Source organism: Pseudomonas kairouanensis (assembly GCF_004682055.1).
GTDB classification, from domain to species: domain Bacteria; phylum Pseudomonadota; class Gammaproteobacteria; order Pseudomonadales; family Pseudomonadaceae; genus Aquipseudomonas; species Aquipseudomonas kairouanensis.
Genome location: NZ_QUZU01000081.1, coordinates 1 through 12061 on the forward strand (window position 1 = coordinate 1; position 12061 = coordinate 12061).

Sequence of the window (12061 nt, forward strand, 5' to 3'; positions counted from 1 at the left end):
GTAGACTGGCGCGGTGGATCAGCGTGGCGAGCAGCATGGGGCGACCTCGGTATTTTTATCAGGCGCTTAGTTCGCCATTGTTCCGGGGGCTTGTGCAACCCCCTGGCACATCCCGGCGCAACACAGGCTATGCTCCATTCGCTTAATGTCCGTCAAAAGGAAAAGGGCCCCGACATGCGCATTCTCATTACCGGTGGCGCCGGTTTTATCGGTTCTGCTCTGGTACGTCACCTGATCCAGCACACCGAGCATGAAGTGCTCAACCTCGACAAACTCACTTACGCTGGCAACCTGGAATCACTGAGTAGCATCGCCTCCAACAGCCGCTACGAGTTCGTCCAGGCCGACATCATCGACCAGCCCACCGTCAGCGCGGTGCTGGCCCGTTTCGAGCCCCAGGCGATCATGCACCTGGCGGCCGAGTCCCATGTGGACCGCTCCATCGACGGCCCGTCGGACTTTATCCAGACCAATATCGTCGGTACCTACAGCCTGCTGGAAGCCGCCCGTGGCTACTGGCAAAACCTCGCCGAGCCTGAAAAACGCGCGTTCCGCTTCCACCATATTTCCACCGACGAGGTGTACGGCGACCTGCACGGCGTCGACGATCTGTTCACCGAAACCACGCCCTACGCCCCCAGTTCGCCCTACTCCGCGAGCAAGGCCGCGTCCGACCACCTTGTGCGCGCATGGCAGCGCACCTACGGCCTGCCGGTGTTGCTCACCAATTGCTCGAACAATTACGGGCCGTTCCACTTTCCCGAAAAACTCATCCCGCTGGTGATCCTCAACGCCCTCGCGGGCAAGCCATTGCCTGTCTATGGTGATGGTTTGCAGGTGCGCGACTGGCTGTTTGTCGAAGATCACGCCCGTGCACTGTTCAAGGTGGTGACCGAGGGCGTGGTGGGTGAGACCTACAACATCGGCGGCCACAACGAGCAAAAGAACATTGATGTGGTGCGCAACATCTGCGCGCTGCTGGAAGAACTGGCACCGCAGCATCCAGCAGGCGTGGCGAAGTACAGCGACCTGATTACCTTCGTCAAAGACCGCCCCGGCCATGATCTACGCTATGCCATCGACGCCAGCAAGATCGAACGGGAACTGGGCTGGGTGCCCGCTGAAACCTTTGAAACAGGCTTACGCAAAACCGTGCAGTGGTACCTCGATAACCTGGACTGGTGCCGCAGGGTGCAGGACGGCAGTTATCAGGGCCAACGATTGGGCAACACCGACATGAGGGATCTGATCGCATGATGAAAGGCATCGTATTGGCCGGCGGCTCCGGCACACGTCTGCACCCCATCACGCTGGGTGTGTCCAAGCAACTGCTGCCGGTGTATGACAAGCCGATGATCTACTACCCGATCTCGGTGCTGATGTTGGCCGGCATCAAGGAGATTTTGGTGATCTCCACCCCGGCGGACCTGCCCCAATACCGCAACCTGCTGGGGGATGGCAGCCAGTTTGGCGTCACCTTCAGCTACGCCGAACAACCCAAGCCGGACGGGCTGGCGCAGGCCTTCTTGATTGGCGAAACATTCATCGGCAGCGACCCGGTTTGCCTGATTCTGGGCGATAACATTTTCCATGGCCAAAGCTTCAGCGCGCAGTTGCATGCAGCGGTGGAACGCGGCAAAGGCGCCACGGTGTTCGGCTATTGGGTCAGAGACCCGGAACGCTTCGGCGTGATCGACTTCGACAGCGAAGGCCGCGCCCTGTCCATCGAAGAAAAACCGGCGGTGCCCAAGTCCAGCTATGCGGTCACCGGCCTGTATTTTTACGACAACGATGTGATCAAGATCGCCAAAGCAGTAAAACCTTCCGCCCGTGGCGAGCTGGAAATCACCGATGTGAACAACGCCTACCTGCACCGGGGTGACCTGCATGTGGAGCGCTTCGGCCGTGGCTTCGCCTGGCTAGACACCGGCACCCACGACAGCCTGCTGGACGCCTCGCAGTACGTGCAGACCATCGAGCGCCGCCAAGGGCTGAAAGTGGCGTGCCTGGAAGAGATCGCCTACGGCAATGGCTGGATCGACCGCGCGCACTTGCTCGAACGCGCCAAGTATTTCGGCAAGACCGGCTACGGCCAGTACCTCTACTCCCTGGCCGGAGACAAGCAGTGAACGTCATCGAAACCGCACTGCCCGGCGTGCTGATCCTCGAACCCAAGGTGTTCGGTGACGAGCGCGGGTTTTTCTATGAGAGCTTCAACGCCCGCGTATTTGAAGAGGCCACCGGGCTCAAGCGCCAGTTCGTGCAGGACAACCACTCACGCTCGCAACAAGGCGTGCTGCGCGGCCTGCATTACCAGCTGGAACACACCCAGGGCAAATTGGTGCGGGTTATCGCAGGCGAAGTGCTGGATGTGGCCGTGGATATCCGCCGCAGCTCGCCGAACTTCGGTCGCTGGGTGGGCGTGCGCCTGTCGGCGCAGAACCATCGTCAATTATGGGTGCCAGAGGGCTTTGCCCATGGCTTCGTGGTGCTCAGCGACCATGCCGAGTTCCTGTACAAGACCACCGATTACTACCAGCCGAGCGCTGAGCGCACCCTCCTGTGGAATGACCCGACGCTGGCCATCGACTGGCAACTGACCGAGGCGCCGCAACTGTCCGCCAAGGATCAGGCGGGCAAACTGTTGATGGAAGCCGACCTGTTCCCATGAAGATCCTGATCACCGGCCAGCACGGCCAAGTCTCCCAGGCCCTGCAGCTGCACCTTCGTGACTTGGGCGAGCTGATCATCCTGGGCCGCGAGCAACTCGACCTGGCAAACGCTGACCAGATCCGCCAACAAATCCGTGCCCAGCGCCCCGACCTGATCATCAACGCCGCCGCCCACACCGCCGTGGACCTGGCCGAAAGCGAGCCGGATGCAGCATTCGCCATCAACGCCATCGCCCCCGGCATCCTCGCCGAAGAGGCCAAGGCCCTGGGCGTCCCGCTGATCCACTATTCAACCGACTACGTGTTCGACGGCAGCAAGCCCGTGCCCTACACCGAAAACGATACACCCAACCCACTGGGCATCTACGGCCAGAGCAAGCTGGCGGGCGAGCAGGCGATTGCAGCGGTGGGCGGCGACTACCTGATCCTGCGTACCAGTTGGGTCTACTCCAACCACGGCAAGAACTTCCTGCTGACCATGCAACGCCTGTTGCAGGAGAAACCGCAGCTGCGCATCGTCGCCGACCAGATCGGAGCACCGACCTGGGCCGGGACCATCGCCGCCAGCACCCGCGCGCTGATCGAGCGTTGGCAGGCCGGCAAGCCTGGGCAATGGGGGACCTATCACCTGACAGCCCTGGGCGAGACCTCCTGGTTCGGCTTTGCCCAGGCCATTGGCGAACACCTGCGCGCCCAAGGCAAGGCCTGCGCCGAGCTGGAGGCCATCCCGTCCAGTGCCTATCCCACGCCCGCCCAGCGCCCGCTGAACTCGCGCCTCGATTGCAGCCGCCTGCAACAGCAATGGCACGTCACCCAGCCGCAGTGGCAAGACGCATTGCGCGAGTGTCTTGCACAGCAGCACTAGGCATAATGCGCCTGTACCCACAGGCGCCCGACTCCCATGACTCCAACCCTCCCGCGAAGACCCCGCTGGCGCAGCCTCGCCCTATTGGCACTGTGCCTGGCGCCGCTGCTGTGGCCGCTGGAACACTTGGCCGAGCGCTATTACCGCAGCGAACTGGCCGGGCAAAACCGCCAGACCCTCGACCTCTACGTTGCCAACCTGCTGGGCACCCTGCACCGCTATGAAGTGCTGCCGCAGATCCTGGGCGACCTGCCTGCCCTGCGCACCGCGCTGGATGCCCCCGGCGTGAGCACCAACCTGGTCAACGCCAACCTGCTGCTCAAGGACGTCGCTGCCCAGGCCGGGGTAGAAGTGATGTACCTGATGGACACCACCGGCAAGACGCTGGCCGCGTCCAATTGGGATAAACAGGACAGCTTTGTCGGGCGCAATTTCTCGTTCCGGCCGTATTTCAGCGAAGCTATGGATGGGCGCCTGGGGCGGTTTTTCGGCCTGGGCACCACCTCGGCCAAGCGTGGCTACTTCTTCGCCGCCGCCGTGCGTGATGGCGACACCATCATTGGTGTGCTGGTGGTCAAGGTCGACCTGGACCACACCGAAAGCCTGTGGGGCAACACCCCCGAACAACTGCTGGTCACCGACCACAACGGCGTGGTGATCCTCACGTCGCGCCCGCAATGGCGATTCCGCGCCACCCGCCCGCTGACCGCCGAAGAGCGCCAGGCCATCATTGCGATCCAGCCCTATCCGACCCGCGACCCGCAGCCGCTGAGCCTGAGCAACAGCGCCTGGCTGCGCCAGTCCACGGCCATCGCCGAGACCGGCTGGAACGTGGAGATCCTCGCGCCACGCTCGCTGATCACCCGCCCGGTGCGCACCGTGGTCGCCGTCGGCGGTGCCGCATTGCTGGTGCTGATGTTGCTGCTGGGCCTGATGATGCAGCGCCGCCGGCACTACTTGGACCGCATCGCCTTCGAAGCCAAGGCCCGCCGCGAGCTGGAAGCCCGCGTGGTGGAGCGTACCAGCGACCTGGAAGGCCTCAACCGACGCCTCAAACAGGAAGTGCTGGAGCGCGAACACGCCCAGCAAGAGTTGGTGCGTGCCCAGGATGACTTGGTACAAGCGGGCAAACTGTCGGCGCTGGGCACCATGTCGGCGAGTATCAGCCATGAGCTCAATCAGCCCTTGGCGGCGATCCGCAGCTACGCGGAAAACGCCGAAATCCTGCTGGACCACGAGCGCACCAGCGACGCCCGAGGCAACCTCAAGCTGATCAGCGAACTGACCGGGCGCATGGCCTCGATCATCGCCCACCTACGCGCCTTCGCCCGTCGCGACCGTCACGCGCCGGAGAGCGTGGCCCTGCAACCGGCGCTGGACGATGCGCTGGCGTTGCTGGCCAAGCGGCGGCGCTCGATGGAGGTGGAGTTGATCCGCGATATGCCCGAGGCGACGCTGTGGGTGCAGGCCGGTGAAACCCGCCTGCGCCAGGTATTGGGTAACCTGCTGGCCAACGCCCTAGACGCCCTCACCGAAAAAGGTCCGCCGCGCAAACTCTGGCTGAGTGCCGAAACCACCGAACTGGGCGTCAACCTGTACATTCGCGACAACGGCCCAGGCTTTTGCATGGAAGCCCTGGGCCGTGCCAGCGAGCCCTTCTACACCACCAAGACCCGCACCCAGGGCCTGGGGTTGGGGTTGGCCATTTGTGACACCCTGATGCGTGCCTTTGGCGGCGAACTGCTGTTTGCCAACCACAAGGAAGGCGGCGCGCTGTTAACCTTGAAATTGCGTGCCGGCTCGCCGGGCGTCAGTCTGCAACCGTCCGAGGACCGCAGTGTATGAGTATCGATAACCAGATTCAGGTGGTGTTGATCGATGACGATCCACACCTGCGTCAGGCCCTGTGCCAGACCCTGGACCTGGCCGGGCTGAAAGTCCTGACCCTGGGCGAAGCCAGCGGCCTCACGGCGCGCCTGTCGCGGGACTGGCCGGGCGTGGTCGTCAGCGACATCCGCATGCCCGGCATGGATGGCCTTGAGCTGCTCGCCGAGCTGCACGGCCAGGACCCCGACCTGCCGGTGCTGCTGATCACCGGCCACGGCGACGTGCCGCTGGCGGTGCAAGCCATGCGCGCCGGGGCCTATGACTTCCTGGAAAAACCCTTTGCCAGCGATGCTTTGCTCGACAGCGTGCGCCGCGCCCTGGCTCTGCGCCGCCTGGTGCTGGACAACCGCAGCCTGCGCCTGGCCCTGAGCGATCGTCAGCAACTGAGCACGCGTTTAGTGGGGCATTCACCGCAAATGCTGCGCCTGCGCGAGCAGATCGGCGCCCTGGCTGCGACTAAGGCAGACGTGCTGATCCTCGGCGAAACCGGCGCCGGCAAAGAGGTGGTGGCCCGCGCCCTGCATGACCTGTCGAGCCGTCGCAGCGGGCCATTCGTGGCGATCAACGCCGGTGCGCTGGCCGAGTCGGTGGTGGAAAGCGAACTGTTCGGCCATGAACCTGGCGCGTTTACCGGCGCGCAAAAGCGCCGGATCGGCAAGTTCGAATTCGCCAACGGTGGCACGCTGTTTTTGGATGAAATCGAAAGCATGAGCCTGGACGTGCAGGTCAAATTGCTGCGCTTGTTGCAAGAGCGGGTGGTGGAGCGCCTGGGTGGCAACCAGCTGATTCCGCTCGATATCCGTATCATCGCCGCCACCAAGGAAGACTTGCGCCAGTCCGCCGACCAGGGCCGTTTCCGCGCCGACCTGTATTACCGTCTCAACGTCGCGCCATTGCGTATTCCACCGTTGCGCGAGCGCGGGGAAGATGCGCTGATGCTGTTCCAGCACTTTGCCGACGAAGCCAGCAGCCGCCACGGCTTGCCGTTGCATGAGCTGCAACCGGGCCAGCGTGCGCTGCTGTTGCGTCACAGTTGGCCGGGTAATGTCCGTGAACTGCAAAATGCCGCTGAACGCTTCGCCCTGGGCCTGGAATTGGCATTGGATGCGACGCCGGACAATCCTGCTGCGAGCGTGCTGACCTCCACGCCCGGAGGCCTGAGCGAGCAGGTGGAGCAGTTCGAAAAAAGCCTGATCGCCGCCGAACTGACCCGCCCCCACGGCTCCATGCGCAGCCTGGCCGAAGCACTGGGGGTACCGCGCAAGACCCTGCACGACAAACTGCGCAAGCATGGCCTGAACTTCGCCAACCAAAGCGCCGACGACGAATGAACCACTGTGATGAACCCGCCATGAACCGCGACAGCCACTACCTCGAATCCGTGCTGCACCACGACATCCCCCTCACCCGCGAAATGGGCCTAAAGGTGCGTGACTGGGAACAGGGGCGGCTGGAGTTGCACCTGCCGCTGCAGGCCAATATCAACCACAAGAGCACCATGTTCGGTGGCAGTCTCTACTGCGGCGCAGTGCTGGCGGGGTGGGGTTGGCTGCATTTGCAGTTGCGTGAGGAAGGGGTTGAAGGCGGGCATATCGTGATTCAGGAGGGGCAGATCAGTTATCCGCTGCCTGTGACGCGAGATGCAATCGCTATCTGCGTGGCGCCGGAAGATAAGGTGTGGAAGCGGTTTTTATCGACTTACAAGCGTTACGGCCGTGCGCGGCTGACGCTGGAGACGTGGATTGTGAATGAGGGCGCTGAGGAGCGAGCAGTGGCCTTCACCGGCCAATACGTACTGCACCGCTAAAAGCCTTCACACAAAACCAATGTGGGAGCGGGCTTGCTCGCGAAAGCGCAGTGTCAGTCACTGAATATGTTTCTGATACACCGCTTTCGCGAGCAAGCCCGCTCCCACATTTTGATCTGCTGCGGATTTAAGATCTTGCCAGTGCCAACAACCGCTCGCGCCACGCCGCCTTGGCCGGCAATGCCAGAAAGAACGGATTCAACAACGATGGCCGCGCCGGATAGCTGAACGGCTCACCACTCAACTCCAGCACCTCGCCTCCTGCGCCCTCCAGCACACCCTGGGCCGCTGCGGTGTCCCACTGCGAGGTCGGCGCCAGGCGCGGGTAGCAATCGGCGCTGCCTTCGGCCAACAGGCAGAACTTCAACGAACTGCCGATATTGGCGAGTTTCAACGCCCCCAGGCCTTCACTCAGGCCGTCCAGCAAACGCTCTTGCTCAGGACTTGAGTGCCGACGGCTGGCCACCACGGTAAACGACTCACCCGCCGCCGGTGCTTGGCGCACCTGGATCTGCTTGGGCGCTTCGTTCACATCCGAGCGCCATGCGCCCAGGCCCGCGCCACCAAAGTAGCAACGCCCGCTGGTGGGCATCGATACCACGCCAAACACCACGCGACCCTGTTCGATCAGGGCGATGTTGACGGTGAATTCCTCACTGCCGGCGATAAATTCCTTGGTGCCGTCCAACGGGTCCACCAACCACCAGCGCTGCCAACCGGCACGTACGCTCTGGTCGATATCCGCGTCTTCCTCGGACAGCACCGGGATGCTCGGGTCCAGGGCAGTCAGGCCCGCAAGGATCAAGTGGTGGGCCGCCAGGTCGGCTGCCGTCACCGGTGAATCGTCGGCCTTGGAGGTCACCGCCACATCGGCGCGCCAGTACGGCAGGATCACTTCACCGGCTTGACGAGCCAGTTCGATCACAGGGGCAATAAACGGGTGACCTAAAAACAATTCGCTCATGCGTTGAACACTCCACGCTGGGTCAACAGGTCGCGTACCAGGTACAACGCAGCCAGGGCACGGCCTTCGCTGAATTGCTCGTTTTGCGCCAGCATCGAAAGTTCACGCAGGTTGACCTTGTCCACTCGCATAGGCTCGGGTTCATCGCCTTCCAGGCGTTCTTCATAAAGATCGGTGGCCATGACCACCTGGATTTTCTGGCTCATATAGCCAGGGGACAACGAAAGCTCGGTGAGGTGCTCCAACTGGCGTGCGCCATACCCTGCCTCTTCCTTGAGTTCACGGTTGGCCGCCGCCAGCACATCCTCGCCCGGCTCGATCAGGCCTTTGGGCAACGACAGTTCATATTCGTCGGTACCGCCGCAGTACTCTTCTACCAGCAACGCGTGATCGTCATCGATCATCGCCACGATCATCACCGCGCCGTAACCGGCACCGCGGCCCACCAGGCGTTCGTAGGTCCGTTCAACGCCATTGGAAAAGCGCAATTGCACTTCCTCCACGCGGAACAAACGGCTACTGGCGACTATTTCGCGGGCGAGGACGGTGGGTTTCTGGCGCATAAGCGGCTCCTTGGCGTGATCGGGTTACTATACCGTGGCTTTTCCGATTGTCTGTGTCGGATATTTTTACTTACATGAGAACTGCCCATGCCCTCTTTGCCCTGGCACGCCATCGATACCGTCCTGCTGGACATGGACGGCACGTTGCTCGACCTGCATTACGACAACCATTTCTGGATGGAGCACCTGCCCCAGCGCTATGCCGAACTGCATGGGGTGAGCCGGGCCATGGCCGAGATGGAATTGCAGCCGCTGTTCGAGCGTAACGCCGGGCAGTTGCAATGGTATTGCCTGGATTTCTGGAGTGCGGAGTTGAAGCTGCCGGTGCGCGAACTCAAGCTGGAGACCGCCCACTTGATCGCCCTGCGCCCGGACGCGGACACGTTCCTGGCGGCGATCAAACAAGCGGGCAAGCGCGTGATCCTGATCACCAATGCTCATCGTGATTCGCTGTCATTGAAGCTGGAACGCATTGAACTGGCGCCGTATTTCGAACGATTGATCAGTTCCCACGATTACGGTTTTGCCAAGGAAAACCCGCAATTTTGGGATGCGCTGCAGGCCGATATAGGCTTCGACCCCGCGCGTAGCCTGTTTATTGATGACACGTTGCCGATTTTGCGCAGTGCCCAAGCGTATGGCGTGGGGCACTTACTGGCCGTCAAAGAGCCGGATAGCAAGAAGGGGCCAAAGGACACCGCAGAGTTCGAGGCCGTTGAAGACTACCGAGAACTCCTTGCTGGACTCTGACCCAATGTGGGAGGGGGCTTGCTCCCGATGGCGGTGTATCAGTCACAGATGAATTGGCTGACACCTCGCTATCGGGAGCAAGTCGAATCGTCGCACCGCCCCTCCCACATTTTGAACGGCGATTTACTCGGGAATACGCAGCGTCTGACCTGGGTAAATCTTGTCCGGGTGCGACAACAGTGGCTTGTTGGCTTCAAAGATCTTGTTGTACTGGTTGGCGTTGCCATACACCGCCAGAGAAATCGCGCTCAGCGTGTCGCCTTTTTTCACAACCACGAAACGGGCAGCTGCTACTGCCGGGCCCGATACGGTGATCTGATCATCCACACTGGCCACGCCGGCAATATTGCCCAGCGCCAGCAAAATCTTTTCCTTCTCTTCCTGGGTAGCCACTTCACCGGTGACGGTCACCTTGTCACCCTCGACCGTGGTCTGCACATTCGGATTACCCAGCCCCACCTTGGCCACATGCTCTTTCAACTGCTCACTCGCGTTGGCATTACCCGGCGTCAGCAGGTCGACAATCTTTTCGCCGGCTTCTTTGATAAAGCTTAAAAGACTCATAGTGCGCTCTCCTTGGTATTTGAGTTCCAGATGCCCAAGACTAGACCAGTCCTACAGATTTGGGTTCCAGCCCGACCCAAGACCCAAACGCGCTAGAATCCCCCCGCCATTGGAATAAGCCCTGGAGCGAAGATGGACATCAAACAGCTGAAATTCCTCATCGCCCTCGACGAAACCCGTCACTTTGGCCAGGCCGCCGCGCGTTGCCACATTACCCAGCCAACACTGTCGATGCGCCTGCGCAGCCTCGAAGAAGAGTTGGACCTTCCCCTGGTCAATCGCGGCCAACGCTTTGAAGGCTTTACCGCGCCGGGCGAACGCGTGCTGGCCTGGGCTCGCACGGTATTGGCCGCGTACGACGGTTTGCAGGCGGAAGCCGCGGCCTGTCGCGGCAACCTGGTGGGCACGTTGCGCCTGGGGGTGGTGCCACTGTCGAGTTTTGATCCCCTGGCCCTCATGCAACAACTGCACAAAGAGCACCCCAGCCTGCGCTTCGAGCTATCGGCCCTCAGTTCTGAACAGATCCTTGAACAATTGGCGAGCAATCGCCTGGACCTGGGCGTGTCCTATCTGGAACGCCTGGACAGCGAGCGTTTCGACTCGCTGGCACTGGGCGAAACCCGTATGGGCCTGCTGTACGACCAACGGTTTTTCAGCTTTGGCGACAAGCCCTTGAGCTGGGAGGCACTGATTGAGCTACCGCTGGGAATGCTGACCAGCGGCATGCACTTTCGCCAATCTATCGACCACAACTTCCACAGCCGTGGGCTTAACCCCCAGCCCCTGCTGCAAACCGATGCGGTGCACCAATTGTTACAAGCCGTGCACGGTGGCCTGTGTTGTGCCGTCATGCCATTGGAAGGCGGCTTGGACGCCCTCACCGAACACCTGCGCCTGCAACCGATAGAAGAAGCCCACACCCTGGCGCGCCTGGGGCTGATCATGCGCCGCAGCGCCCCCCGCTCAGCCTTGGCGGAAGCCTGCTTTGCGCTGTATCAAAAATCGCTGCAGGACGCTTGATCGACGCCATCTATCGATAGATCAGTACTGGCGATTAGACGCGACCCTTTGTCGCGCCTAGTCTAAACACTGATCAATCCGCCGGTGGTACAGCCCCATGAACGCCAAGCGCCCAGTCTGCGCGGCGCCAGCTCTTGAAACGCCCGCGCCCGCCGCCAGCCAGAGCTACCAGTTTTGCAATCTCGAACACACCGAAGTCGCCAGCACTGCGTTGGCGGAAGAAGTGGCGTTGGCGATCGCCTATAACGACATCAGCCAGGCGGTCATGCTGGTGACACCGACGGACCTGGAAGACTTCATCGTAGGTTTCAGCCTCGGTAGCGGCATTATCGCCGACGTTAGCGACATCTACGATCTGAAACTCAGCGGCTCAGGCTCGGCTCAATACGCTCACTTGCAGATCTCCAGTCGCGCCTTCTGGAACCTCAAGCAGCAGCGCCGCCAATTGGCCGGCACCAGTGGCTGCGGGCTCTGCGGCGTGGAAGCGGTGGAACAAGCCCTGCCAGACCTGCAAGTACTGCCCGGCGCGCCGTTGCCGCCTGCCGAATGGCTGGACGGCCTGCGTCAGCGCATCAGCGCGTTTCAGCCTCTAGGCCAGTACAGCGGCGCAGTGCATGCGGCGGTGTTTATGAACAACCAGGGCCAATTGCTGCTGGGCCGCGAAGACATCGGCCGGCATAACGCCCTGGATAAATTGATCGGCGCGCTGATCCGCCAAAATATTCCGACCGAAGGCGGCCTGGCGATTGTCACCAGCCGTTGCAGCCTGGAGTTGATCCAGAAAGTCCTGCGCGCAGGCATCCAGACCCTGGTCAGCCTGTCGTCGCCCACCGGCCTGGCCCTGCAATGGGCCCGCCGACACAACCTCAATCTCATCCACCTGCCGCAGAAAAGTGCGCCGCGGGTCTACAGCCCTGCGATGGAGAACCAGCCGTGAGCAATCATAACCAAGCCGACCAAACCCCAACC

13 protein-coding genes are annotated in these 12061 nt (G+C 61.7%); 10 read left to right on the forward strand and 3 right to left on the reverse strand.

Translation table 11 applies throughout. The features are described from left to right. The first annotated feature begins 174 nt into the window (after nucleotides 1-174). The 7 genes from rfbB to DYL59_RS30685 are packed head-to-tail and all read left to right on the forward strand — an operon-like array spanning nucleotide 175 to nucleotide 7231. Complete coding sequence (rfbB, locus tag DYL59_RS30655; RefSeq protein WP_135292530.1) at nucleotides 175-1257, forward strand: dTDP-glucose 4,6-dehydratase; 1083 nt, start codon at nucleotides 175-177, stop codon at nucleotides 1255-1257. Further along, complete coding sequence (rfbA, locus tag DYL59_RS30660) at nucleotides 1254-2129, forward strand: glucose-1-phosphate thymidylyltransferase RfbA (protein WP_135292531.1); 876 nt, start codon at nucleotides 1254-1256, stop codon at nucleotides 2127-2129. Before rfbB ends, rfbA begins: the two co-directional genes overlap by 4 nt. After that, nucleotides 2126-2671, forward strand: a complete 546-nt coding sequence (rfbC, locus tag DYL59_RS30665) for a dTDP-4-dehydrorhamnose 3,5-epimerase (protein WP_135292532.1) — start codon at nucleotides 2126-2128, stop codon at nucleotides 2669-2671. Before rfbA ends, rfbC begins: the two co-directional genes overlap by 4 nt. Beyond that, nucleotides 2668-3537 (forward strand): dTDP-4-dehydrorhamnose reductase, encoded by an 870-nt coding sequence (gene rfbD / locus DYL59_RS30670; protein WP_135292533.1) that lies wholly within the window; start codon nucleotides 2668-2670, stop codon nucleotides 3535-3537. Before rfbC ends, rfbD begins: the two co-directional genes overlap by 4 nt. A 36-nt stretch (nucleotides 3538-3573) precedes the next feature. Further along, nucleotides 3574-5382 (forward strand): sensor histidine kinase, encoded by a 1809-nt coding sequence (locus DYL59_RS30675; protein ID WP_135292534.1) that lies wholly within the window; start codon nucleotides 3574-3576, stop codon nucleotides 5380-5382. Then, nucleotides 5379-6755, forward strand: coding sequence for a sigma-54-dependent transcriptional regulator (locus DYL59_RS30680; protein WP_135292535.1), 1377 nt, complete (start codon nucleotides 5379-5381; stop codon nucleotides 6753-6755). The genes DYL59_RS30675 and DYL59_RS30680 overlap by 4 nt, the downstream gene beginning before the upstream one ends. A 20-nt stretch (nucleotides 6756-6775) precedes the next feature. After that, nucleotides 6776-7231 (forward strand): YiiD C-terminal domain-containing protein, encoded by a 456-nt coding sequence (locus tag DYL59_RS30685; protein ID WP_135292536.1) that lies wholly within the window; start codon nucleotides 6776-6778, stop codon nucleotides 7229-7231. Between the two features lie 127 nt (nucleotides 7232-7358). On the opposite strand, the gene cysQ is transcribed toward DYL59_RS30685, so the two are convergent. Continuing rightward, nucleotides 7359-8195 (reverse strand): 3'(2'),5'-bisphosphate nucleotidase CysQ, encoded by an 837-nt coding sequence (gene cysQ / locus DYL59_RS30690; protein ID WP_135292537.1) that lies wholly within the window; start codon nucleotides 8193-8195, stop codon nucleotides 7359-7361. Further along, nucleotides 8192-8758 carry an ADP compounds hydrolase NudE gene (gene nudE / locus DYL59_RS30695; protein ID WP_135292538.1) on the reverse strand — a complete coding sequence of 189 codons (567 nt, stop codon included), beginning with the start codon at nucleotides 8756-8758 and terminating at the stop codon, nucleotides 8192-8194. The genes cysQ and nudE overlap by 4 nt, the downstream gene beginning before the upstream one ends. Nucleotides 8759-8845: 87 nt before the next feature. On the opposite strand from nudE, the gene yrfG reads away from it, so the two are divergent. After that, nucleotides 8846-9508 carry a GMP/IMP nucleotidase gene (gene yrfG / locus DYL59_RS30700; RefSeq protein ID WP_135292539.1) on the forward strand — a complete coding sequence of 221 codons (663 nt, stop codon included), beginning with the start codon at nucleotides 8846-8848 and terminating at the stop codon, nucleotides 9506-9508. 123 nt (nucleotides 9509-9631) lie between these two features. On the opposite strand, the gene lysM is transcribed toward yrfG, so the two are convergent. Next, on the reverse strand, nucleotides 9632-10072 hold the full coding sequence (lysM, locus tag DYL59_RS30705; RefSeq protein ID WP_135292540.1) for a peptidoglycan-binding protein LysM: 441 nt from the start codon (nucleotides 10070-10072) through the stop codon (nucleotides 9632-9634). A 132-nt stretch (nucleotides 10073-10204) separates the two neighbouring features. Here lysM and DYL59_RS30710 point away from each other — a divergent pair, with 132 nt between their 5' ends. After that, nucleotides 10205-11092 carry a LysR family transcriptional regulator gene (locus DYL59_RS30710; RefSeq protein WP_135292541.1) on the forward strand — a complete coding sequence of 296 codons (888 nt, stop codon included), beginning with the start codon at nucleotides 10205-10207 and terminating at the stop codon, nucleotides 11090-11092. Nucleotides 11093-11189: 97 nt separating this feature from the next. After that, nucleotides 11190-12029, forward strand: a complete 840-nt coding sequence (gene fdhD / locus DYL59_RS30715; protein ID WP_135292542.1) for a formate dehydrogenase accessory sulfurtransferase FdhD — start codon at nucleotides 11190-11192, stop codon at nucleotides 12027-12029. Nucleotides 12030-12061: the final 32 nt, after the last annotated feature.